Genomic DNA, 23,615 nt, shown 5'->3' with positions numbered 1-23,615 from the left:
GATTTGGCGGTGATATCTGTGAGATATCAAAGTTGCATGCTTTTAATATTAAGTCATTGATTTTTTTGTTGATATCGTAAAAAGGAGAATTGAAGGTAGCCAGAAATGCCCGTTACAGACCCTTTCCACAATAAAGTTGCGGTCATTACAGGTGCCGCACAGGGCCTGGGCCTGGCCTACGCCATGGCGTTGGCCGAACGCGGCGTGCGGGTAGTGATCAGCGACCTGGGCACCGACCGTTCGGGGCAAGGGCAGGACGCCTCGGCGCTCGAGCACGCACTGGCGGCCATGCGCGCCAAGGGCTTCGCGGTGGTTGGGCACGCAGGGCAGCTGGAAAACGAGGCCGCCTGCAAGCAACTGGTCGAGCTGGCCGTCGCGCATTTCGGTGCGCTGGACATCCTCATCCACAATGCCGGTTGGGTCGACTATCAGCGTATCGAGGCCCAGGACGACGCCTTCTTGCAGCGCGCCTTGGGCATCAACGTGCAGGCACCGGTGTGGCTGGCCAAGCATGCCTGGCCACACCTCAAACGCTCCGCAGCACCGCGGATAGTGCTGACCACCTCCGACCGCGCCATGTACCAACGCTATGCCCAGCCTGGCCTGGTGGCCTATGCCGCTGGCAAGATGGCCCAGGTCGGTATCATGAACGCCCTGAGCATGGAGGGCCAGGAGCACGGCATCCTGGTCAATGCCATTTCACCGGTGGCCAAGACCCGCATGTGGGGCATCAGCCAACCGCCAGAAGAGCTGAAACCCGAGTGGGTGACGCCGGGCGTGCTGTACCTGGCCAGTGCGCTGTGCCATGACACGGGTTACATCTTGCGCGCCAGCAACGGCCAGTTCACCGCCACACGTTTCAACGAAAACAGCGGCGTCAGCTACCCCCGAGACCTGGGCCGTGTGCAGGCCAGCGACCTGGCGCAGGTGGCCGAGCGCTGGAACCGCATCAAGGAATGCAACTACGTGCCAGTCAAAGTCGCCAACACGCGCGCGGACTTGGGTGAAAGCCTGGTCTGGGATGAGCGCAGCGGCGTGTTGTACTTCGTCGATATTTCTGGCGGGCGCATCAACTGCCTGACGCCCGATGGTGAAGTCGAGAGCCTTTACGAATCAGCCGCCGCATTGGCGCCCTGGCACTGACCGACCGGGGTAACCTGATCTTCACCGAAGATGCCAGCGTGGCCATCTTCGATGTGCCATCACGCAAGGTGTGTCAGCATTCGGCATCGGTCCATCCACGCTCGACCTACCGTTTCAACGACGGTGCCTGCGACCCGCAAGGCCGCTTCGTGACCGGGTTGATGGACGATGCCTACAGTGGCAATACCGGGGCATTGTTCCGCTTCGACGGGCAGTTGAGCGACCAGGTGATCCACGACGACATAGCGTTGCCCACTGGCATTGCCTGGTCGCAGGATGGCCACACGGTGTACTTCGTCGATTCGGCGGCGCGTGCGATCTACCGTGCCGAGTACCTCGTCGAGGGCCGGCTGGGCGAGGTTACGCTGTTTGCCGAAACGCCCGCCGAACTGGGGCGGCCGGATGGCTTGGCGCTGGACCGCGACGGTGGGTTGTGGGTGTGCCAGTACCATGGCAGTTGCCTGCTGCACTACGATCGTCACGGCCACCTGACCGACCAGGTGTTGATGCCGGTGCCGTGCCCCACCAGTTGCTGCTTTGGCGGCCCGGGGATGAACACCTTGTACATCAGCACCGCGCGCTTCGACATGAGCCCCGAAGACCTGCACCACTATCCCGATGCTGGCGACCTGTATGCCATACGCCCGGAAACGGGCGGCGTGGCCCGGCACAGCTTCAAGGAATAAGCCGTTGCGCCTGACTGGTCGGTAGCACGGCCAGTTCGCCAAAGCGCTGCGCCGCGTCGATGTAGCGCAGCGCCGACTTGGCGTCTTTCCAGCCCACGTAGCTCATCAACGACTTCAATTCCCAGCCATTGGCGGTTGCCCAAGTGGCGAAGCCACGCCGCAGCGAGTGGCCGGTATACAGCGCCGCCGGTACCCCGGCACGCTCCAGCATGCGCCGCAGCAGGCCGACCAGGCTGTTGCTGTTGAGCGCGCTGTCGCCAAGGTTGCCCCAGCGGTCGAGCTTGCGAAACACCGGCCCATGGGCAATGCCGGCGACTTCCAGCCATTGCAGGTAGGCCGTGACCGGGCACAAGGCTTTGAGGGCAGGGGTACGATGTTGCACACCCAAGGCTTCGCGGTCGCCCTTGCTGCGTGGCAGGAACAGCGTGATGCCGACACCGGCCTCGGCCTGGATGTGCTCGATGCGCAGGCGTGCCAGTTCATCACCGCGAAAACCGCGCCAGAACCCCAGCAACAGCAACGCGCTGTCACGACGTGCCCGGCGCAGGGCGGCCAGGTCGTGGTGTTCACGGGCCTGGCGGGCTTCTTCTTCAAAACACGTCACGGCGGTTTGCAAATGTTGCAGCAACAGCGGGGCAGCCTGTTTGGGGGGTGTCGGGTGCAGGGTGCGGATGCCGCGCAGCACCTGACGCACCAGCGGCGCCTTGGTTGGGTCGGGGAAGCCTTGGGCGACGTGCCATTGGCTGAGCGCGGCCAGGCGTTGGCGCAGGGTGCTGACCGCATGCTGGTCGGCGTGGTCAACCAGGTAGCGGGCGATGCTCTCGGCGGTGGCCGGGAGAAAACCGCCCCAGTGGCTTTCGAAGTGCTCGATGGCGGCCTGGTAGCTGCGCCGGGTGTTGTCACGGGTGGCGGCGCGAAGGTAGCGCTCGATATCGGTCATGGTGCGGGTGTCGATGGGTAGTGGAGCACACCATAACGCGTATCAAGGGATATTGCATGCCAGGGTCAGCGCGGCAGCGCGGCATCCATCATCCGCTGCAGCGGCGCATATTCGGCTTGGCTGACTGGCACCAGCCCACTGGCATCCTGCGATTGCACGAACGCCGCCAGGGCCTGCGGGTCTTCGAGCATGGCGTGGCGAATACGCGCCCTCAGCGCCGGGCACAGGCTGGCACTGAACACGTATGGGTCGTAGTAGATCGGCCGCGAGCGCCACAGTGCCTTGAGCCGTGTCGGCGCCATGGCGTGCCGGGCCAGGTAGGCATCGGTGCGCTCGCTGGCAACGAACGCCGCATCCACTCGGCCCTCCAGCAGGGCTTCCAATGCCTTGTCGTGATTACCGGCATACACCAATGCGCCAAAGAACCGCGACAAGGGCATGCCTACCCGGGCGGCGAATTCGACGCTGGGCACCAGGCTGCCCGAAGTGCTAGCCGGGTCGGTCAGGGCCACACGCTTGCCCCGTAGGGCCTCGATGTCTTCTGGCGTGTCGTCACGGGTCAACAACAGTGCCTGATAATGGTTGCCCGCCGGGGTGTACGGGCCGGCACTCAAGGTAAAGGTGGCAAACGGCTCGATACGCGGGTCGCGACGGTGTGCCAGCACATACGAAGCCGGGCCGAGCCGGGCGATGTCCGCGCCCCCCGACACAATGGCATCCACCACGCTTTCGTAGGAGGCCGCGATCACCAGTTCCACCGGCACCCCAGCCGCCTGACTCAGGCGCTGCAACAGTGGCTGGTGCTCACGGGTCATGTCTTCGGCGCTTTTGATCGGGATAACGGCCAGGCGCAGGCTGTGCGGGGTGCAATCGGCCAACGCGACATTGGCTGACAGGTTGAGCGCCATCAGGCATACCAGTGTTTTCAGTACACGCATGCCTTGTCCTCGACGCCGTTGAAGGGCGGGTAATCGCATAACTGTGCCGGCGACAGCGGTCGGCTGAAGTGATAGCCCTGGGCGATATCGCAGCCGGCAAGCTTCAGGTACACCACCTGCTCACGGGTTTCGACACCCTCGGCCACCACTTCCAGGCCCAGGCGTTTGGCCAGGATGATGGTGGAGGACACGATAGGGCTGTCGTCATGGCTGTTGGACAGTGCCGCAATCAGCGACCGGTCGATCTTCAGCTTGCTTAGCGGCAGCGAGTGCAGGTGGGCAAAACCAGCGTAACCGCGGCCGAAATCGTCCAGGCTGATGCCCAGGCCCGCACCGCGCAGGGTGTGCAGATGGGTCACCGCCGTGCCTTCGGGGTCGAGGATGGTGGTTTCGGTAATTTCCAGCTCCAACTGCTGTGGCGCGATGCCGTGATGCTGCAATTGGCTCAGCAGGCGGGCAGCGAAGTCGCCTTGGCGCAACTGCAGCGCGGATACATTGACTGCCAGCCGAGTTTCCCGGCCCTGGGCATCCCAGCTCGACAACGCTTCACAGGCCAGGCGCAGCACCTCCCAGCCCAGTTCGACGATGAAACCACTGCGCTCGGCCAGGTCGATGAAGCGGTCCGGGTACAGCAAGCCGAACTCTGGGTGGTCCCAGCGCACAAGGGCTTCGTAGCCCAATACCTGCTGGGTGTCGAGGCGAATCTGTGGCTGGTAGTGCAGCACGAACTGGCGTTCGGCCAGGGCACTGCCGAATGCCTGCTCGAGGGTGAAGGCCTGGATGTCGGCCAGGTTCAGCGAAGGGTCGAAGAAGCGGTATTGCGCACGCCCGGCCTGCTTGGCCGAATACATCGCGGCGTCGGCGCTGCGGATAAGGCTGTCGATATCCTGGCCATCGCGTGGGCAAATGCTCACCCCAACGCTTGGGCTGGTGTTGACCTCCTGACCATCCAGGGCGTAAGTGGCTGACAGTTTTTGTACCAGTTCGCGAACCCAGGCGTTGATCTGCTCTTCGCTGCGCTCGCCGGCCAACAGCACTACGAATTCGTCGCCGCCAAAGCGCGAAGCCTCGTCACCGGGTTCCAGCAGCCGCTGAATGCGCCCGGCCACAGCTTGTAGCAGCAGGTCGCCAATCTTGTGCCCCAGCGAATCGTTGATCGACTTGAAGCGGTCCATGTCGATGAACAGGATCGCCATCAGCCGGCGCTTGCCACGCTGTCGCGTCAGCGCCTGGCCGGCCACCTCGACGAACTGGCGGCGGTTGTGCAGGCCACTCAGGTGGTCGGTGGCGGCGGCATGGCTGCTGCGCCGATGTTCGTCCTCGAGGCGCCCGATCAGTTGCTGGTTGACCTGCTGGGCATGTTCCAGCGCATCGAATGCCTCCTGGCGTTTACGCAGCAGGCGCAAGGTCCATAGCAGGCTGGCAAGAATCATCAGTGTCATGCTCAGGTTCAACCAGAACTGCCGGGAATAGGCCAGCGCCGAGGGGGCGAGGATTTCATCCTGGCGCTGGCTGACCACCACACTGAAGCCGCGCTCAGGTACATGGCGGTACAGGCTTTGGTAAGCGTCGCCCGCCACGTACTGGGTCATCATGCCCGCTTCAGTGTCAGTGCCAGGCAGCTCGGGCTGCAATGAATCGCCAGCCACCACCACGCCGCTGGTATCGATGCGCAGCCGCTCCAGGCCGTCTTCCTGCAGCAGGCGCACCAGGCCGCTGCTGCCCAGGTCGATATGCTGGAACAGCACTGCCAGGTAGCCAATATCCAGTTGCACGACCAGGATGTTGTCGATTTCTCGGCCGGCCGGGTCGGTCAGCGGCAGCAGAAAGGGCAAGCGCCAAGTGGGCAGGGCGGTGGGTTGGCCGGGGGGCTGAATGCTTGGCAGGAAGGGTTTGAAACCGTAGCGACCTGCATGGCGCCGCAACTGGCGCAACCAATCGGCAGGTAACTCGGCGACCTCGTCGGCATGGCTGGCCGACAGCAGCCGGCCTTGCCGATCGTACAGGCTCATGCGCTTGAACACCGGGTCTTCAGCCAGGATACGCGCCAGGCTGAAGTTACCTTGACGCAGCACTTTCATGTCGTCCTGGGTAACCCGGCCCACCGCTTGGGCACGGTCAACCAGCTGGCGCAGGCTTTCGCCGACAATACTGGCCAGGTTCAGGTGTTCGGCGGCCTTGGCCGACAACGCATCCTGGCGGGCGGCGGCTTTCTGCGTAACGTGCAACCCCCAGAGAAAGGCCAGGGTCGCTGCACAGAGCATCAGGATCAGCAGCCGCAAAAGGCTGGAAGAGGAAAGCGAACGGCGTATCACTGCTGATAGTTCCCGACCCTGGGTGATGTTCGGAAAATACGACAGTAAGATGACAACCTAATGACTGATGGCCAATCGCCTTTAGGGGTTTTCCCTATTCGCCACGGGTGTCTGCAGACGTGCGGTTTCTTCTTCGATGTAGCTCATCAATGCGCTGACTTCGGCATCGCCGAGGCGCATGTTGGGCATGGCCAAGCGGTTGTATTGCTCATACAGCAGCATGGCCAGCGGGTCTTTCTCGGCCAGCATCTGGTCGGGCTCCTTCAGCCAGCGGGTCAGCCAGTTGGCGTCACGCTGACGCGTCACGCCCAGCAGGTCGGGGCCGATGCCTGGCTGGCCTGGCTCGATGTTGCCCAAGGTGTGGCAGGACGAGCAGCGGGTGCGGAAGATCTGCTCGCCACTGCTGGGCGGACGCACCTGCGGGGCCTGGGCATAGTCATTGGCCAGGGCGCTGGCCTGCTTCCAGTTGTGCAGGCTGTTGCCCAGACGGTCGGCGAGGATATACGGGCTTTCGAAGGGCGAAGCCTTCATCCAGCGGCCAGTGGCCTGGTTACCGATGATCAAGCTCAGGTTGTGGTCTTTGGAGCGGCCGTTTTCCAGGCCATCGATCCACAGCCCCAGGCTGCGGCGCAGTTGCTCGATATCGTCGGGTTCGCCGGTCAGCAGCGTCCAGCCAGGGCCTATGCCGAACTTTTCGGCATAGCGTTTGAGGGTGGCGGGAGTGTCGTTGTAGGGGTCGATGCTGATGGAATAGAGGAAGATATCCTTGCCGACACGGTCACCGAGGATTTTCTGTACCTGCCGCAGGCGGGCGGTTTCCACCGGGCAGGAATCGGAACAGCCGGTGAAGATGAAGTTGATGGCGACCACCTTGTCCCTGATCAGGTCGTCGAAGAAATGCACTTTTTCGCCGTCCTGGGTCAGCAGGGGTATGTTGGGGAAATAGCTGGCACCCCAGGGCGTGGCGGCTTCTTCAGCTACCGGTTGTGGCGGCTGCAGTGGCCAAAATGGAATGCTGGCGGCGAACAGCGCGAGTACCAGCAGGAAACGCCATGAGCCGTGCATGATGCGATCCTCGTTGCTTGGTTGAAGTGGGGCCGCACAGCGGCCCCGTTTCACGCGTCGGTTACTTGATGCTGATCGGCACCGTCACACTTTGCCCCAGGGCCGATTTCACGGTCACCGTTGCCGGCGTTGCCGGGCCCGTGCCGGTGGTGGTCACCGACAGTTTCCAGCGAGCACCGGAGGTGGCGACCGTCAGCGTGGCATTGCCCAGATTCAGTGGGCCGCTGGTAGACGCTGCAGTCACACTGATGCTGTTGCCGGTCGCCACCGAAGTCGTGCCCGCCACGTCCCAGGTGTAGCGGTTGCCACTGCGCACCTGCACCGTGGCACTGGTGACCTGGACCTGGTCGACCGCGGCTGCCGGGCTCACGGCAATGCTGACGGTGGCCGGGGTTACCGACTCGGCACCCTTGGCATCACGCGCGGTGTAATTGAAGCTGGCAGTGAACGGCGTCTCGACCGTGGCCGGTGGGGTATAGGTCACCGTGGTGCCATCCGTGCTGACGGTGCCCTGGCCAGAGTCCGGTTGGCTGAGGCCGGTCACGGTCAGCGGTACGTTGCCGTCCGGGTCGGTGTCATTGGCCAGCACGTTCAGGGTGATCGGTTTGCCAGCGGTCGTTGCAGCACTGTCGTTAGCCGCCACAGGTGGTTTGTTGGCCGGGTCGTCGTTGTCGTCATGGCCTTTGGTGCGGAAGGTCGGCAGGCCAACCGACGCCATGTATTGCACGCCATCCCACCCTGGCAGCGGTGTCGGCATCACCTGGAACTGCCCTGGGTGTTCAATGTCCCAGCGCAATAGCATCGACGAGTCTTCATGCTGGGTGTTGTGGCAGTGCTCCATGTAGGTACCGGCGAATTCGCGGAAGCGGATGGCCATTTCCACCTCTTCCGAAGAATCGGCATCCGGCCCGATACGGTATACGTCCTTGCGTGCCCATTTTTCCCATTCTGGCGGGGCCTTGCCGTCACGGCTAAGAATCACGCCTTCCTCGAAGTGCACGTGTACCGGGTGGCTCCAGCCATTACCGCCGTTCTTGATCTTCCACACTTCCAGGGTGCCGTCGCCACTGAAGCCGCCGTCGGTGGACTGGTTGGCCAGTTGCGGTGCCGCACTGATACGCCGTGGGTCCATGCTGTAGCCAAAGCCACCGTCGGTCTTGATGGTCCAGGGGGTGGTGTCGGTGCCATCGGAGCGGCCAAAGATGAACTCACGGTGGCGGGCATCCTTGATCTTGGCCAGGTCGGTAGCCGAGTTGCGATCAATGGGCAGCGGCAGCATTTTCAGGCCTGCGGCTTTGCCTGGTTTGGCTGGCTCGTAGGCCACCGGGTCCATGCTCAGGTCCTGGCCGGTGTATGGCTGCACCAACAGTTGCAGGAACTTGCCGACCGCTGGGTCGCCTTTATCCCACTGTGGGCCTTTGCTGGTCTGCTTGATCACCGCCTTGTATTTTTCCGACAGTACGTCGGCCAGCGAAATGGTGCCTTCCGGGCCCTTGCCCGTGCGGTGCTCTTCCAGGTTGACGAAGTACAGCTTGTCGCCCGCCTTGATGCCGTTCTTGGCGAAGTTGATGATGATGTCGTAGCGCTCGGCGATGCCTTGCAGCGGCAGAATGCCGTTGTTGTCCTGCAGGTTGCCGTCACCGTTGAGGTCCAGGGTGCCGTCGAACGGCACGGCGTGCTCCATGATGTTGCCGTCGTTGGCGATCATGTGGAACGGCACTCGGGCATACGATACGTTGGAGCCGGAAGGGCCTTTGAACTCGCCACTGGTGCCGGCAATTTCCCGCACCACGGCAAACTTGAAGTAGCGCGACACCGAGCCGTTGAGGATACGGAAGCGGTAGCTGCGTGCACGCACCTTGAGTTTGGGCTGGTACTGCCAGTTGACCAGGATCTGATCACCCAGGAAGCCGTCGGTGTTGAACGGGTTGAACCACAGTTGGCCGTTGGCATCCCAGGCCTTGTCGGCTATCACCAGGTTGACGTCGTAGTCACGGTTACCCCACGGCATGCCCGAACCGCTGGGGAAGCGCAGGTTGACGCCGTCCTGCAGGGCTTCGTTGCCACGGTCCAGGGCGCTGTAGTAGTTCATCATCACGGCGTTGCCTTTGTAGACGTTCTGCGCCGTGAAATCCATCATGTGGTCGTGGAACCAGTGGGTGCTCATGGTTTCACGCCAGTCGCCGCGAATCTTGATGCTGCCGTTCTGGCAGGTTTTCAGGCCCGGTGTGCCGTCGTTGACGAACAGGGTTTCGCCCGGCGAGCAGGGGAAGGCCGCACGCGGGTCCTGGGCACGGGTGTTGATGGTGTCGTAGCCGGCCAGTTGCACCGGCCAACGGTAGTCGTAGTACTGGCCGGGGAAGAAGTAGGCGTTGGCGAAACCATCGCTTTCGGCCGGGGAATGGCCGTTGTGCTCGTGGGTCGAGATGGTGTGCAGGCCAAAACCGCCGTTGGCCGACGGGTCGATCGGCAGGGCATTGTAGTGGCGCATCAGGATCGGCTGGCCGTAGCGCACCATCAGCAGCTTGGGCGGGAAGGTGCCGTCGAAGGTCCACAGCGACTTGTGGTTCTGCAGCGGGAAGTTCGGGTGGAAGCGGGTATCGATGCCCTTGGTGGTGCCCAGCGTGGTCGGGATATCGGAGGTCTGGTAGTACAGGCCACCTGGGGCGAATTCCCCGACTGTGTAGTTGTGCATTTGCCTGCGATCGCGCAGGCCAAGGTTGATGCGCGCGCCAGCCTGCGCGGTCTTGAATGCCGCCTGCGGATAAAACTCGTTCCAGCGCTGGTGCGACCAGCCTTTTCCTGGTGGACGGCCTTCGGCGGGCGAACCGACCGGGTGGCGGTTGAGGAACATCTCGATCTGTGCTTTCCACGGGTTTCGATCAAGCACGTTGGAGAACTGGGTCGGGAACGGGTACAGGCCCGGTTGCTTGAGGAAAGCTTCCAGTGCTGTGCCACTGGGGCCGCTGCGGGCCACTACGTTGGGGTCTTGAGCCGGGGCCGCGCCCAAGGTGGGCACCGGGAAGGTCAGGTCTGGCGGCGGCAGTGTCGGGTCGAGTTTTTCCGGGCCGAACTCTTCGAAAAGCAGCAGTTGCTGGGTGAAGGGTTGCGCACCGAACAACGGGCTGGGCTTGCCGTTGGTGGGGTACCTGTCCGAGGTTTGCAAGGCGGGTGGCAGCACGTTGTCGGTACGCACCGTATCGCGGTTGCCGTACACGCCATCGGTCAGCTCCAGCGAGCCTTCGTTGGCTTCTGGCAAGGTGCTCAGGTTGAGCAAGGCCGGGGTCGGGTCGTCCGGCTGGTCGGTGTAGGCCGAGGGGTCCGTCGGCGGTGGCGGGCTGTTGTCGTCCAGCGGGCTCGCCATGGCCGTGATCAGCCCAAGGCTGAGCATCAGCGCGGTGACGGAAGAGAGCTGGAATACATACCGGTTCGGGTGAATCACGGCAGGTGTTTTCATTGCCTTATGCCTCGCTCACGGCTGTATGGCTGAGGGCCATCAATGGCGTTTTGCCTGGTCTTTGGGCCTGAGCAACGGCTGTGCCAACAGGTATTTCAGTAATGCTTTGTCATACAAAACCTTGCGGCGCCTAGGGTGCGCTAAATAATGGCGCGTCAAGAATGGGCCTAAGTCCCCAAAAGCGGGTGACCCAATGCCCACTCACTGGGTGGATCGGGGCGTGACAGCCCCGACGCACTGGGGTATACCTGTTCGCCACCAAGGGGAGCCCGGCAATGGGCTGAGAAACCGCTGAACACTGCAGCGCGGTGACCCTTCGAACCTGATCCGGATCATGCCGGCGAAGGGATGGGGCTTGTAACCTGCCTTTTTGCCGGCCTCACTGCGAGGCCCAGTCCATGTCAACTGCCAAGGTCTCGCTGTCACCCTCATCAAGGACAGCAACATGACCGAACGTTTCAGCCAGTCCCTGCACCGCCAGAACGAGCCGACCTGGTCGGCAGCCGTTGGCCACCGTTTCGTGACCCAATTGTGCGACGGCAGCCTGCCGGACCCGATCATGGTCAACTACCTGGTACAGGACCACCGCTTTCTTGACAGCTTCCTGACCCTGCTGGGCGCGGCCATCGCCACCGCCGACACGTTCGAGGCCCGCCTGCGTTTCGGCCGCTTCGCCGGGATGATCTCAAGCGACGAGAACACGTACTTCCTGCGCGCCTTCGAGGCCCTGGATGTCAGCCCGGCGCAACGCGATGAACCAGCCGATACCGCGCCTACCGCAGGTTTCAAGGCGATCATGCGCGAAGCGGCAGCCACCCGGTCCTACGCAGCGGCCCTGGCGGTGCTCAACGTTGCCGAAGGCCTGTACCTGGATTGGGCGCTGAAGGCACCGAAACCGATGCCGGAAAACTTCGTCCATGCCGAGTGGATCACCCTGCACGACAACCCGGCATTCCAGGACTTCGTCGCCTTCCTGCAGGCCGAGCTGGACCGCGTCGGCCCGCAACAGGCCGCGCTGGCAAGTGACTTCTACCAGCGCACGGTAGCGTTGGAGCTGGCCTTCTTCGATGCCGTCTACCCGGAGGGCCAGTGAGCATGGATATCTTCGAGCGCCTCAAGACCGCTGCCGCGCCGCAGTGGAACCGCTACGTGGACCATGACTTCGTGCGGCAGATGGGCGAGGGCACGCTGAGCGAGCAAGCGTTCCGAACCTACCTGGTGCAGGATTACCTGTTTCTGATCCAGTTCGCCCGCGCCTGGGCGCTGGCCGCCTACAAAAGCCGCCGCCCGGCCGACATCCGTGCCGCGCAGGCCGGGCTGGCGGCGATCCTGGATGAAACCGAGTTGCATGTGCGCCTGTGCGCGCGCTGGGGGTTGACTCAGGCTGATATCGAGGCCGCACCAGAGCACCAGGCGACGGTGGCGTATACCCGTTACGTGCTGGACTGCGGCGCCGCCGGCGACCTGCTGGAGCTGCATGTGGCACTGGCACCTTGCGTGATCGGCTATGCCGAGATCGGCCGAACCTTGGCCGAACGCATCGGCGATTTGAGCAACCACCCGTACCGCGAGTGGATTGGCGAATATGCCGGGGAGGGCTACCAAGGCGTGGCGGCGGCCGCGCGCAAGCATCTGGATGAACTGGCTGCGCGAAGCATGACAGAGCAGCGGTTTGCTGAGCTGGTGGGGATTTTCGGCCAGGCGTCCAGCCTGGAAGCGGATTTCTGGCAGATGGGGTTGGACGGGGCTGCGTAGGCCGTTACGGCCGCTTTGCGCCCCCATCGCGGCACAAGGCCCTTGTAGGAGCGGCCTTGCATCGCGATGGGCTGCGAAGCAGCCCCAGCATCGGTGATCCAACCCAATCGCTGCAGGCTCACCCCACCTCACGCACCAAGGGCCGCTCCCCCTGCAATACCCGGCCCAATCCTGGCATATCCTCCAGCAAGCTCCGCGTGTAGTCACTCGCGGGCCGCTCGAACACCTGCTCGGTCGGCCCTTGGTCCACCAGCCGCCCCTGGCGCATCACCAGCACCTGATCGCTGATGCCGCGCACCGTCGCCAGGTCGTGTGAAATGAACAGGTAGGTCAGCCCCAGCTCAGCCTGCAAACGCTGCAACAACGCCAACACCTGTGCCTGCACGGGCGCATCCAGGGCCGACAGCGGCTCATCGAGCACCAGCAGCTCCGGTTCAGCCGCCAAGGCACGAGCGATAGCCACACGCTGGCGCTGCCCACCAGACAACGCTCCAGGCCGACGCAGCAGCAACTCGGCGGGTAACCCGACCCGCTCCAGCAAACCCAGCACCCGCTGCCGATCGTCTCGTCGCGCGCCAATGGCAAAGGCGCGCATCGGCTCACTGACGATCTGCAGCAGGTTGTGCCTAGGGTCCAACGCAGCCCAGGGGTTCTGGTAGACCAGTTGCACTCGCCGCCGGTAGGCATGCAATTGGCGCCGGCTGGCGCCCAGTATTGGCTGGCCGTCGAACAACACGCTGCCTGCACTGGCTTGCTCCAAGGCCAGGATGATGCGGGCAGTGGTGGACTTACCCGAACCTGACTCGCCCACCAGGCTGGTGGTACTGCCACGGGGCAGGGTGAAGCTGACACCGTCGACCACCGGCGCGGCATGCCGGTTGAAACGCCGCATCAGGCCACTGACCTGCAACAGGGGTTCGCCAACTGCGCTGGCTGGGCCAGTACGCCGTTGCTGCAGGCGTGCCAACGGTGAGGCCGCCAGCAGCTGCCGCGTGTAGGGATGCTTGGGTGCATGCCATAACTGCGCGGGCGTGCCGCTCTCCAGCAGTTGGCCGTTGCGCATCACCAGAATGCGATCGGCACGGTCCAGCGCCACCGCCAGGTCATGGGTGATGAGCAACAAGCTGCTGCCGCGTGCGCGCACCAGTTGCTGCAGGCGGTCTAGAATTTGCCGCTGCACGCTGACATCCAGGGCGCTGGTGGGTTCGTCGGCGATCAACAGCGGTGGGTCATTGGCCAAGGCGATTGCGATCAACACCCGCTGGCACATGCCACCCGACAGCTCATGGGGGTAGCGGCGGGACAGTTGCTCGGCATCCCTGAGGCCCACCTGCTGCAGCAGTGCCAGCCCGCGCGCACCGGCTTCACGGCCCGGCACGCCATGCACGGTCATGGCTTCGACCAGCTGTGCACCGATGGTCTTGACCGGGTCCAGCGAGGTGCCGGGGTCTTGTGGCACGAAGCCGACCAGGCGGCCACGGCGTTGGCACCAGTCACGTTCAGCAAATTGTTCCAGCGCCTGGCCTTGCAGCCACAGTTGGCCTCGCTGCCGCGCCGCGGCTGGCAGCAGCCCGGCGAGGGCCGCAGCGGTGGTGGATTTGCCCGAACCGGACTCGCCCACCAGGCAGACAATTTCACCTGCGGCAATTTCCAGGTCCAGCGCCTGTACGGCGGCTTGCGGGTTGCCTGGATAATCGACGCTTAACTGCTGGATACGCACCAATGGGGTGTTCATCGCACATCTCCCTGTAACTGTTGCAGCCCATGGGCGAGTTGATGAGTGGCCAGCACCACGGCGGCCACCACCAAGCCCGGCAATGTGGTGTACCACCAGGCCACGACCATGTAGTTGCGGCCTTCGGCGATCAGCAGGCCCCACTCCGGTTGCGGTGGCGGTGCGCCAAAGCCGAGAAAGCTCAACGCCGACACAGCCAGCACGGCACTGGCGAACTCCAGTGCGGCCAAGGCCAGTAGCGGCCCGGCGGCGTGCGGCAACACATGCCGCCAGAGGTTGCACCAGCTGCCCACACCGGCCACCTGCGCCGCCTCGACAAAGCTGCGGCTGCGCCAGCGCAGCACTTCGCCGCGGGCCAGCCGGGCGAAGATGGCCACGGATGACAGCCCTACGGCTACGGCGATTTCCAGCGTGCCGAAGCCCAGCGCCGTGACAATCGCCATCGCCAGCAACAATGCGGGAATGGCCATCAGCACCTCCACCAGCACTGTCAGCGCACGATCGGCCAGGCCACCGAACCAGCCGGCGATGCCACCCAGCAGACTGCCGACCAGCAAAGCGATCAGCACGGCGATGCTGGTCGCCTGCAGTGACAGCGCCGCGCCATGGACACAGCGCGCGTACAGGTCGCGGCCAAGGTGGTCGGTGCCGAACCAGTGCCGGGCGGAAGGGGCTTGCAAGGCCTGACTGGGATCGGCCAGCAACGGGTCGGCGCGGCTGAACAGCTCTGGCCAAAAGGCCCAGCCCAGTACCAGCAGGAACAGGACGACACTCAATGCCAGTGGCAGGCGAGGCCAGCGTTTCGCTTGTACAAAGCCATAGGCGGTTTTTACGCTCATGCCCGGCCTCCTTGGCCAATACGTGGGTCGAGCAGGGGGTAGAACAGGTCGGTCAGCAAGTTGGTCAGCACGTACAAGGCCGCAGCCAGCAACACCACACCCTGAACCACGGCGATGTCCTGGCTGGCCACTGCGGCCTGGGCCAGGCGGCCGATACCCTCACGCGAGAACACGGTTTCGGTCACCACCGCCCCGGCCAGCAGGTTGCCCAGCAAGGTGCCGGCCAGGCTCAGCAGCGGTATTGCTGCATTGTGCAGCACGTGCCCGCACAACAAGCGCCAAGGCCCTAGCCCTTTGCTGCGCAATGCCTGGACGAATGGCTGGCGGCTGACACTGGCCAGTGAACGTCCCAGTACCTGAGCGATCATCGCCGCACAAGGCAGGGCCAGGGTTAGCGCCGGCAGCACCAGGCTGGCCGGGCCTTGATTGCCCATGGCCGGCAGCCAGTGCAGTTGGAAGGAAAACAGCTGCAACAGCACCAGGCCAACCCAGAAGGTCGGCAACGACACCACCACGGCCGGGGCGTTATGCAAAGCGCTCTGCAACGTGCGCTGGCGTACCTGATGCGCCGCCAGGGCCAAGCCGATGCCCAGTGGCACGGCCAGGGCCAGTGCGGCGAACGCCAGGGACAAGGTGGCGGGCAACGCGTCTGCCAGGGCCTGAGCCACTGGCTTGCCGCTTTGCAGCGAATGGCCCAAGTCCAGCTGCAACAGGCGCCAGAGTGCACCGCCGTACTGTTGCCACAAGCTGCCATCGAGGTGGTAGCGAGCGCGCAGTTCGGCCACCTTTGCCGGGTCTACCGCGCCTGGCTCGCCGCTCTGTGCCAGCAAGATCGCCACCGGGTCACCGGGCAACGCGTAGAGGATGACGAACGACAGGGAAAATGCAGCCCACAGCACCAGCAGTGCCTGGGCCAGCCGCCACGGTACGGCGTGGCGATAAGTCAGCGTGGTCATGGTTTGGTGGCCTCTGGTTGTGCCAGCCAGGTGTCATAAAACTGCAGACGAGTCGAGGCTTCGTAGTGCAGGCCGCGCACGGCATGGCGAAACGCTGTGACCGTTGCAGCCTCCACCAGCGGAATGACATGGCCTTGCTCCAGTAACGCCTGGCTGGCTTGAGCGATCAGCTCGCCACGTTTGTGCGCATCCAGGCTGGCTGCCGAATCGAGCAGGGCCTGGTCCAGTGGCAGCGCGCCACGCACGTTGACGTTGCGACCTGCGGCGAGGAACACGGTGCGCAATACGTCCGGGTCGGCGCGGGTCAGGTTGAAGAACCACAGCTGGTAGTTTTGCGAAGTCTGCAGCAGGCTCACCTGGCCAATGGTGGACTTGTTCAGGCGCAGCTCCACGCCAGCCTGGCGCAGTTGCTGCTGCACCAGTTCCAGCACCGGGGTGGTGGCCTGCCAGTAGTCGAGGGCGAAGCTCAGGCGCTGGCCATCGCGCTGGCGCCAGCCATCGGCACCTTTGGCCCAGCCCGCAGCATCCAACAGCTTGGCGGCACCTTCGGGATCGAAGGCGAGGCTGGCACTGAGGTCCTGGTAATACGGCGTGCTGCTGGCCAGTACCGAGCTGGCCGGTTTCTGGTAGCGCGAGATCACCGACTGCAACTGGCTGCGGTCGATGGCCTTGTTCAGTGCCCGGCGCACATTGGCGTCGTCCAGCGGCGGGTGCGACTCGTTGGGTGTCAGGTTGAAGACAATGCCAGGGTTGGAACGGGCGATCGACGGCACGCCCTGAGCTTGCAGCACGGCCTCGTCCTGCACCGGCACGCTTGTGTTGACGTCGATCTGCGCGGACAACAGGCTGCCCAGGCGCACGCCGGATTCCGGCAGGATGTGGAACTCGATGGCGTCGAGCCAGGCGCGGCCCTGGTGCCCGGCCAACGACGATGGCCAGGCATAGTCGTGGCGGGCCTCGATACGCACCAGGCGGTTATGTTCGAAGCGCTTGACATTGAACGGCCCGCTGCCTACCAGCGCACCTTGGCAGCGTTCCTCGGCGGAGCGCTTGAGGGTGGCCGGGGCTAGCAACCCCAGGCTCATGGTAGAGCTGGCCTGGAGGAATTGTGCGTTGGGTTGGTGGAAACCAATGCGCACGCTAAGCGGCCCGAGCACTTCAATGGTATCCAGGCCGGCCAGGTAGGTACTGGCCAGCTGCGCCTGGGCACCCAAGGCGATGATAGCCTCGAAATTGGCCTTCACCGCCGCCGCATCCAGCGGGCTGCCGTCTGCGAAGGTGGCGCCTTCGCGCAGGTGGAAAGTGAACTGGCGCGAGTCGTCACTGACCTCCCAGCGCTCGGCCAGCCACGGCACGATTGCAGCACTTTGCGGGTCTTGATCGGTAAGCGAGTCGACCAGTTGCCGGCCGACGTTGAGGGCAGTGTTGTTGCCCGCCTGCTGCGGGTCGATGCAGTTGGGGTCGCCGTCAAAGGCTACCCGTAGCACGCCGCCTTGCTGCGGGGTGGCTGCCTCAGCGCTGCTGGCCGGTTGCGCCGGTTTGTCGTCGCAACCGGCCAGGGCCAGGGCAATGGCCAGGCTCAATGAAGCCAAAGGTCGGAACATGAACACTCCTTAGAAAAAGCGGTTGGCGCGGTAAGGCAGGCCGAGGTTTTCCCGCAGCGTGCTGCCGGCGTATTCGCGCTGGAACAGCCCGCGCCGTTGCAGCTCAGGCACCACGCCGTCGACAAAGTCGTCGATGGCCGAGTGCAGGCCGCTGAACATGATGTTGAAACCGTCGGCGGCGCCGGCCTCGAACCACGCCTGCAGATCGTCGGCAATGCTCTGCGGGGTGCCTATCAGGATGCGGTGGCCACCGGAGGTGAGTTGGTTGAACAGCTGCCGCACCGTCGGCCGCTCGCGGCGGATCAGGTCGTACACCAGCTTTTGCCGGCTTTGGTGGGTGTTGGTGGTGAAGTGCTCCGGCGGCAGGGGCACCACCTCATCGAATGGCAGTTCCGACAGGTCGTAGCCAAGGCTGGCGAAACGCGAAATGGAGCTGAGAAAAGCCTTGGGCTCCAGCAACTGCTGCTGGCGGTCGTACTTGGCCTGGGCGTGGGCGAGGGTCTTGCCCACCACCGGCGCGACGCCGGGGAGTACCTTGAGTTCGTGGCCCCCACGGCCCAAGCCGGCAGCGGCCTGCTTGGTTTCGCGATAAAACGCCTTGCCCTGTTCCAGGGTGTGCTGGGCGGTGAAGATCAGTTCGCCCACCCGCGCCGCCAGCCGTTTGCCGGCTGCGGAGGCGCCCGCCTGGGCCACCACGGGATGGCCTTGCGGCGAACGCGCGACGTTCAAGGGCCCGCGCACCTGAAAGTGCTCGCCCTGGTGGTTGAGCACGTGCAGCTTGTCGATGTCCAGCCAGGTACCGCTGGCCTTGTCCTGAACGAAGGCATCGTCGGCCCAGCTGTCCCACAGGCCGCTGACCACATCGTAGAACTCTTCGGCGCGGGCGTAGCGGTCATCGTGCTCGACATGCTCCTGGCGGTTGAAGTTTTCGCCGCCACCCAGCGAGGTCACCAGGTTCCAGCCAGCGCGGCCACCGCTGAGGTGGTCGAGCGCGGCAAACTTGCGGGCGATGTTGTAGGGCTCGTTGTAGGTGCTGCTGGCGGTGGCGATCAGGCCGATATGCCGGGTGCTGGCCGCCAGCGCCGGGGCAAGGATCAGCGGGTCCCAGCGCACGCTGTTGGGGCCGCGCTGCAAGGCCAGGTCGAGTTTGACATCGAGGGTGTCGTTGAAGAACAGCGAGTGGAAGCGCCCGGCCTCCAGCTTGCGGGCGATGTACTGGTAATGCTCGAGCTGCCTGAACGTGTCCAGCGGTGCTTCGGGCAGACGCCAGGCGCTGCCGCTGAGGGTACCGGGGATAAAGGCGCCGAGAACAAACTGGCCTTGGCTCATAAAGGTTCTCCTGGCGCCCGCCAAGCGCGGCGGGCGCACGGTCGGTGGGGTCAGAAGTTGTAGGCGATGCGCGTGTACCAGAAGCCGCCGTAAGGGTCGAACGGCGAGATCGAGCCAAATTTCGGGAAGCCGTTGATGTCGCCCGCGGGGTAGCCGTTGTTGTCGGCGCGTACGTCGAACAGGTTGTTGGCACCTACGGCGATGTCGAAGTTGTCGGTCAGGGCATAGGCCACTTCCAGGTCAGTGAGCCATTTCGCGCCGTAGGTCACGTCATAGTCAGGATTGGCGTCACGGGCGATGACCTTGTCGTAGCGGGTCAGTGCAGCATTGATGGTGAAACGTTCGATCTGCCAGTTGGCGCTGAGGATCAATTTGGTCTTGGGGTTGGCAACGGTCAGGTAGCCCTGTGCCACGCGGTCGAACAGTTCCAGGTTATTGCCCGCAGCCCGCAACGATGCCGGCGTCTCCTTGATGTCGTCGATCTCGGTCTTGTTGTAGTTGAAACCCACGCCGTACTTGGCCCGGCCATAGCGGCCGTAGTCGACGCGGTAGTCGGCCACCAGGTCGACCCCGCGGGTGGTGGTGTCGGCGGCGTTGGTGAAGTACTTGACCCGGTATCCGGGCCTGTAGCCGTTGTCGAGCAGTACCTGGTCGACGCCGTTGCCATAGAGGAAGCCGGTGAGGGCAATGCGATCGCGGATTTCGATCTGGTAGGCATCCAGGGTCAGGCTGGCCTGGGGCAGAGGCTGCCAGGTAAAGCCGATGCTGATGTTGCGCGATTTCTCCGGGCTAAGGTCTTCAGCCCCCAGTGCCTGGGCCAGTGGCGAATCGACACGCACGGTCTTGGCCTCGACGAACTGCGCCACGCCATTGACGAGGGTGTACTGGTTGGACGTCTGGGCGTAGACCGACTGGGACAGCGATGGTGCGCGAAAGCCGTTGCTGAGGGTGCCGCGCACGGCGAAGGTGGAGGTGAAGTCGTAGCGTGCGGAAAGCTTGCCGCTGCGTGTGTTGCCGCTGCTGTCGTCGTACTTCTCGAAACGCGCGGCCACCCCCAGCCACAGTTTGTCGGTGGGGTTCAGGCCCAGGTCGAGGTAGCTGGCGTAGCTGTTGCGGCTGAGCTGGCCTTCGTCTTCGGGGGTCAGGGTGATTGCGCCCTGGGCGCCGACTGCACCCGGCTGGCCAGCCAGTGGGCCACTGGGGTAGATGTAACCGCCATTGATGTACGAAAGCGGGTCATCGGACTCGGTCTTGTAGCGCTCATGACGATGCTCCAGGCCCCACGACACCTGCAGCGGCTTGGCCAGGCCAACCTCGAAGGCGCGAGTCAGGTCGAGGTTGTTGGTCCACTGGTCGAAGTAGTTGGTGTAAGTGTCGAAGCGCGTCGGGCTGGTCGGGCCGAGCGAGGCGTTAAGGGTTTCGTCGGCACCGGCCTGGCCCTTGTCACGGCCAAAGGTAGAGCTCAGGTCCCAGTGCCATTCGCCCAGCTCGCCACGGCCGCCGGCGGCAGCCTGGTAGTCGGTTTCTTCCAGGGTATAGAAGGGCGCAGTACCGTCCGGGTAGATCTCGGGGATGATGTTGGTCGAGTTCGGGCGGCGGTAGTTTTGCCCGCCACGGGCATCGCGTTTGCTGAACGTGGAGAACGAGTAAAGAGTCAGGGCGTCATTGACGGGCAGCTCGGCGTTGTAGGACAGGTTGATGGCCTTGATCTTTGGCAGGCCATTCTTCTGCACATGGCGGTCGGCGCTGTCGTTGCGTGGGTCGCCGGCGAAGTACAGGTTGCCGGTGGCCTCGCGCGAGCGGGTGGCAGTCTGTACCGACTTGGCGTCCAGGGCGTAGTTGAAGAAGCCGCCGTTGTCGCCCAGGGCCAGGCCCTGGTTGAGGGTTTGCCGCAGGTTATCGCCATCGCCCTTGTAGTACTGGCCGTACTGGGTGCTGACCGAACCACCGTTGTCGCGCTGCTTGAGGATGATGTTGATCACCCCGGCGATGGCATCGGAGCCATACTGCGCCGAGGCACCATCACGCAATATCTCGACGTGGTCGATGGCGCTGATGGGGATCATGTCGAGGTCGACGGGGTTGGTGCCGTAGGCGGCGGTGGAGTCGAGGTTGATCACGGCACTGTTGTGGCGGCGCTTGCCGTTGACCAGCACCAGCACGTTGGAACCGTTCAGACCGCGCAGGCTGTAGGGGCGGGCGACGCTGTCATTGGACGTACCGGAAGGGCGTTGGGAGAACGATGGCAAGGTTTTCTGCAGCGCACCGCGCAGGCTGGATTCGCCAGTCTGTTCCAACTGCTTGCTGTCGATCACGTCGATCGGTGCCGGGCTGCTGGTGACGGTACGCACATCGCTGCCCCGCGAGCCGGTGACGATCACCGTGTCGAGTGCAGCGTCAGCCTCGGCCGCCATGGCCAGCGGGGTGAGCAGGTAGCCGGCGAGCAAGGTGGGGGCCAGCGTTAAAGGGGTAAACACAGACTTCATGACTGTTCCTTGGGTTCGATTGGCAGATCAGGCCCTGGATGTGCGATCGAACGGGCTCTCATGGGTGTTGCACGCAGTGCAGGCGCAGCCTGGTCCGCGGGAGGTGCGTTGCTCCCGGGTCGATGTGCCTTGGAGTCGTCCGGCGCGCGCCGGTGCGTTTGCCGCAGCGGGGCCTAGCCGCTGAGCAGAAGGTTGAAGCGATCGTCCCAAAAGCGACGTACCTGCAGTGGCTGGCGCAGCAGGCCGCTGTCATGGAACAGGTCGGCGATACGCTGCTGGGCCGCGATCGCGTCTTCGCTGACCGGCAGCAGGCGGCTAGGCAAGCGGCGTTGCTCGTATTGCTGCAAGTAGAGTGCGCGGGGGATACCGGTCAGGCGCTCGCTACGTTCCGCCCAGGCCTGAGGGTGCTGCTCGACCCAGGCCCACGTGGCTTTTTCGCGTTGCAGAAAATCGCGAATGGCCGCTTGCTTGCCCGGCTGCTGCAGCACCTGGGCGCTGGTAGCGATCAGGTAGTTGCTGCACGGGTAGCGGTTGGCCTCGGCCAGCACCACGCCGTTCATGCTGACCTGGGCCTGCAGTGCGCCGATGCCGCCGGCGACGAGGGCGTCGAGATGGCCGTTCTGGAATGCCACCAGGGCATCGCGGGCTGGCATTGGCCGGGCCTGGATGTCAGCGAGGGTCAGTTGCTGATCGCGCAAAAGGTTCAGCAGCAGGTAATGGGTGTCGGTGGCACGTACAAAACTCACCCGCTTGCCCTTGAGGTCGGCCAGGGTATCGATCCCCCTGCCACGCTTGACGATCACGCTGCTACGGTTCTGCTCGCCTTGATAGCTGGCAATCAATACCAGCGGGTTACCGGCAGCGCTTGCAAACAGTGGCAATACCGGGCTCATGAAGGCGTAGTCCAGGCTGTTGCCGGCGAAGGCCTCCAGTACCATGGCCCCACCAGGCACATCCACCCACTGCAGTGGATAAGGTGTAGCGGCTTGCCCGGCATCGGCGAGGAAGCTCGCCGCCTGGCCTTTGTAGCGCCACACCCGCAGGGCCTCGCTGGCGTTGGCCAGCTGTGGGCCGAGCCCCACGGCCAGGGCTGCAGCGGCGCTGCGTTGCAGCAAGGTGCGGCGGCTGATGGAGTAAGCCATGCACTGCACCTCAGTCCAGGAGGTCGGGCTGCTGCTGGACGATACGGTCCCACAGCGGCACAAAGTTCAACCAGGCGAACAGTTCGCGTTGGGCCGGGTTGCTGGCCCCTTCGAGCTGTTCCGGTACGCGCGGCTGCCCGGCAGCATAAGCGAGCAAGTGCGCGCGAGCGGTGTCGTCGGCGAGGATGAAACGCCAGGCTGCGCTTTCGACCGACTGGCCGGTGACCCACAGCCCATGGTTCTGCCAGACCAGCAGGTTATGCCCGGCGAAGGTTTCGACGAAGGCCCGGGCAACCAGGTCGCGGTCTTGCAGCAGGCCACCGCCGGCATCACGCAGGGCGTTGCGGTCGAACAACACCTGCTCGCCACGGAAGGCCGAGGCTTCGGCCGTGATCGGCTGGAACAGCTGGCCCAGCGATGACCAGACCCGGCCATGAAAGCTGTGCAGGTGGGCGATACCGATCACTTCGGGGCGTGCCTGCTGCAATTGGTAATGCAGCTCGAGCGCGCTGGTGTTGAGCAGGCCGTTGCCTTCGACGACCTGGCCTTGGCCATCCACGCGTAGCAAGTCTGAGGTACGGATTTGCGTAAATGGCACGCCCAGCGGGTTGATCCAGTAGTGGTCAGTCTCGATCGGGTCGCGGGCGGTGAAATGGCCCGCCAGGCCCACTTCGAAGCCCAGCTCGGCAAACAACCTGTACGAGGCGGCCAGGCGTTGCTTGCGGTGCAGGCGTTCGGCAGACAGGTCGCTGAAGGTAGGCGGGGCACTTAGCTGCAAGCGATGGTTCTGGTGTGGCAGGTTGGTGATGCTGTGGCGTGGGGCTACTTGGGACATGGCGCTAACTCACGGAGGAAATGATCGTCAATCCGGTCATCCGCACTGCCACTGGTGCCCCGTTTCGGGCAGCTCGCAGGTGGATGAATCGGGGCCTCCACCGTGCGAGGGGTCGGGTCTGGAAGGACTGTAACAAGGGGGTGAGTAAGGCAGAAATACTGTTTTGATCTATTTTTATTATTATTTTTCAGAATATAAAAATATGCTTGATATTTGATTGGTGCATTTTGATTGCACCGCTTGCGTGCTCATGCATGCGCGACGCCCGGTTGGCTGGGTGATTAGTTCCCAGCCCAGACCCGCTTTGGTGCATGAATGCCTCAAAATAAGTCGTCAAGCACACTTTAATATCCTCATATAGGCGCTTTAATGTTCATGTTGCACATGAAT

The 23,615-nt window shown here is 63.7% G+C and carries 15 protein-coding genes, 2 pseudogenes and 1 riboswitch; of the genes and pseudogenes, 4 read left to right on the top strand and 13 right to left on the bottom strand.

Annotated features, from left to right (window positions below):
• The first annotated feature begins 105 nt into the window (after positions 1 to 105).
• Together AB5975_24200 and AB5975_24195 are read left to right on the top strand one after the other, a co-directional pair.
• Positions 106 to 666: pseudogene (locus AB5975_24200) on the top strand (SDR family NAD(P)-dependent oxidoreductase).
• Positions 667 to 720: 54 nt separating this feature from the next.
• Positions 721 to 1,829: pseudogene (locus tag AB5975_24195) on the top strand (SMP-30/gluconolactonase/LRE family protein).
• Here the strand turns inward: AB5975_24195 and AB5975_24190 are convergent.
• The 5 genes from AB5975_24190 to AB5975_24170 all read right to left on the bottom strand — a co-directional run bounded on the left by AB5975_24190 (position 1,819) and on the right by AB5975_24170 (position 10,544).
• Positions 1,819 to 2,769 carry a site-specific integrase gene (locus AB5975_24190; protein XDR19580.1) on the bottom strand — a complete coding sequence of 317 codons (951 nt, stop codon included), beginning with the start codon at positions 2,767 to 2,769 and terminating at the stop codon, positions 1,819 to 1,821. The pseudogene AB5975_24195 and the gene AB5975_24190 overlap by 11 nt on opposite strands.
• A 65-nt stretch (positions 2,770 to 2,834) precedes the next feature.
• A complete protein-coding gene (locus AB5975_24185) occupies positions 2,835 to 3,707 on the bottom strand; it encodes a phosphate/phosphite/phosphonate ABC transporter substrate-binding protein (protein ID XDR19579.1) in 873 nt (290 codons plus the stop codon).
• Entirely contained in the window at positions 3,695 to 6,022 is a 2,328-nt protein-coding gene (locus tag AB5975_24180) for a putative bifunctional diguanylate cyclase/phosphodiesterase (protein XDR19578.1), read from the bottom strand. Before AB5975_24180 ends, AB5975_24185 begins: the two co-directional genes overlap by 13 nt.
• Positions 6,023 to 6,103: 81 nt before the next feature.
• A complete protein-coding gene (locus tag AB5975_24175) occupies positions 6,104 to 7,087 on the bottom strand; it encodes an SCO family protein (GenBank protein XDR19577.1) in 984 nt (327 codons plus the stop codon).
• Positions 7,088 to 7,148: 61 nt separating this feature from the next.
• Complete coding sequence (locus tag AB5975_24170; protein ID XDR19576.1) at positions 7,149 to 10,544, bottom strand: Ig-like domain-containing protein; 3,396 nt, start codon at positions 10,542 to 10,544, stop codon at positions 7,149 to 7,151.
• 251 nt (positions 10,545 to 10,795) lie between these two features.
• Positions 10,796 to 10,910: riboswitch (TPP riboswitch) on the top strand.
• Positions 10,911 to 10,989: 79 nt separating this feature from the next.
• On the opposite strand from AB5975_24170, the gene AB5975_24165 reads away from it, so the two are divergent.
• On the top strand, positions 10,990 to 11,637 hold the full coding sequence (locus tag AB5975_24165; GenBank protein ID XDR19575.1) for a TenA family protein: 648 nt from the start codon (positions 10,990 to 10,992) through the stop codon (positions 11,635 to 11,637).
• A 2-nt stretch (positions 11,638 to 11,639) separates the two neighbouring features.
• The gene (gene tenA, locus AB5975_24160) at positions 11,640 to 12,299 is read left to right on the top strand and encodes a thiaminase II (protein XDR23027.1); all 660 of its coding nucleotides are present in this window, start codon (positions 11,640 to 11,642) and stop codon (positions 12,297 to 12,299) included.
• A 118-nt stretch (positions 12,300 to 12,417) separates the two neighbouring features.
• On the opposite strand, the gene AB5975_24155 is transcribed toward tenA, so the two are convergent.
• From AB5975_24155 to AB5975_24120, 8 genes are all read right to left on the bottom strand, one after another.
• Positions 12,418 to 14,034 (bottom strand): dipeptide ABC transporter ATP-binding protein, encoded by a 1,617-nt coding sequence (locus AB5975_24155; GenBank protein XDR19574.1) that lies wholly within the window; start codon positions 14,032 to 14,034, stop codon positions 12,418 to 12,420.
• Positions 14,031 to 14,873, bottom strand: coding sequence for an ABC transporter permease (locus AB5975_24150; protein XDR19573.1), 843 nt, complete (start codon positions 14,871 to 14,873; stop codon positions 14,031 to 14,033). The genes AB5975_24155 and AB5975_24150 overlap by 4 nt, the downstream gene beginning before the upstream one ends.
• Entirely contained in the window at positions 14,870 to 15,829 is a 960-nt protein-coding gene (locus AB5975_24145; GenBank protein ID XDR19572.1) for an ABC transporter permease, read from the bottom strand. Before AB5975_24145 ends, AB5975_24150 begins: the two co-directional genes overlap by 4 nt.
• Positions 15,826 to 17,433, bottom strand: coding sequence for an ABC transporter substrate-binding protein (locus tag AB5975_24140; protein ID XDR19571.1), 1,608 nt, complete (start codon positions 17,431 to 17,433; stop codon positions 15,826 to 15,828). Before AB5975_24140 ends, AB5975_24145 begins: the two co-directional genes overlap by 4 nt.
• 9 nt (positions 17,434 to 17,442) lie before the next feature.
• On the bottom strand, positions 17,443 to 18,762 hold the full coding sequence (locus AB5975_24135) for an LLM class flavin-dependent oxidoreductase (protein ID XDR19570.1): 1,320 nt from the start codon (positions 18,760 to 18,762) through the stop codon (positions 17,443 to 17,445).
• Between the two features lie 50 nt (positions 18,763 to 18,812).
• Positions 18,813 to 21,248, bottom strand: a complete 2,436-nt coding sequence (locus tag AB5975_24130) for a TonB-dependent receptor plug domain-containing protein (GenBank protein ID XDR19569.1) — start codon at positions 21,246 to 21,248, stop codon at positions 18,813 to 18,815.
• A gap of 173 nt (positions 21,249 to 21,421) precedes the next feature.
• The gene (locus AB5975_24125) at positions 21,422 to 22,390 is read right to left on the bottom strand and encodes an ABC transporter substrate-binding protein (GenBank protein XDR19568.1); all 969 of its coding nucleotides are present in this window, start codon (positions 22,388 to 22,390) and stop codon (positions 21,422 to 21,424) included.
• A gap of 10 nt (positions 22,391 to 22,400) precedes the next feature.
• A complete protein-coding gene (locus tag AB5975_24120) occupies positions 22,401 to 23,225 on the bottom strand; it encodes a class II aldolase/adducin family protein (protein ID XDR19567.1) in 825 nt (274 codons plus the stop codon).
• Positions 23,226 to 23,615 lie beyond the last annotated feature (390 nt).

The organism is Pseudomonas putida, from assembly GCA_041071465.1.
Classification (GTDB): Bacteria; Pseudomonadota; Gammaproteobacteria; order Pseudomonadales; family Pseudomonadaceae; genus Aquipseudomonas; species Aquipseudomonas putida_P.
Note: the sequence above shows the minus strand (reverse complement) of the source record. Positions and strands in the feature narration are given on the sequence as shown.

Bases quoted from the DNA above. Each gene is read 5' to 3' on its own strand.
- AB5975_24190 (XDR19580.1), bottom strand. From the start codon at position 2,769: ATGACCGATATCGAGCGCTACCTTCGCGCCGCCACCCGTGACAACACC.
- AB5975_24185 (XDR19579.1), bottom strand. From the start codon at position 3,707: ATGCGTGTACTGAAAACACTGGTATGCCTGATGGCGCTCAACCTGTCA.
- AB5975_24175 (XDR19577.1), bottom strand. From the start codon at position 7,087: ATGCACGGCTCATGGCGTTTCCTGCTGGTACTCGCGCTGTTCGCCGCC.
- AB5975_24170 (XDR19576.1), bottom strand. From the start codon at position 10,544: ATGAAAACACCTGCCGTGATTCACCCGAACCGGTATGTATTCCAGCTC.
- AB5975_24165 (XDR19575.1), top strand. From the start codon at position 10,990: ATGACCGAACGTTTCAGCCAGTCCCTGCACCGCCAGAACGAGCCGACC.
- tenA (XDR23027.1), top strand. From the start codon at position 11,640: ATGGATATCTTCGAGCGCCTCAAGACCGCTGCCGCGCCGCAGTGGAAC.
- AB5975_24155 (XDR19574.1), bottom strand. From the start codon at position 14,034: ATGAACACCCCATTGGTGCGTATCCAGCAGTTAAGCGTCGATTATCCA.
- AB5975_24150 (XDR19573.1), bottom strand. From the start codon at position 14,873: ATGAGCGTAAAAACCGCCTATGGCTTTGTACAAGCGAAACGCTGGCCT.
- AB5975_24145 (XDR19572.1), bottom strand. From the start codon at position 15,829: ATGACCACGCTGACTTATCGCCACGCCGTACCGTGGCGGCTGGCCCAG.
- AB5975_24140 (XDR19571.1), bottom strand. From the start codon at position 17,433: ATGTTCCGACCTTTGGCTTCATTGAGCCTGGCCATTGCCCTGGCCCTG.
- AB5975_24135 (XDR19570.1), bottom strand. From the start codon at position 18,762: ATGAGCCAAGGCCAGTTTGTTCTCGGCGCCTTTATCCCCGGTACCCTC.
- AB5975_24130 (XDR19569.1), bottom strand. From the start codon at position 21,248: ATGAAGTCTGTGTTTACCCCTTTAACGCTGGCCCCCACCTTGCTCGCC.
- AB5975_24125 (XDR19568.1), bottom strand. From the start codon at position 22,390: ATGGCTTACTCCATCAGCCGCCGCACCTTGCTGCAACGCAGCGCCGCT.
- AB5975_24120 (XDR19567.1), bottom strand. From the start codon at position 23,225: ATGTCCCAAGTAGCCCCACGCCACAGCATCACCAACCTGCCACACCAG.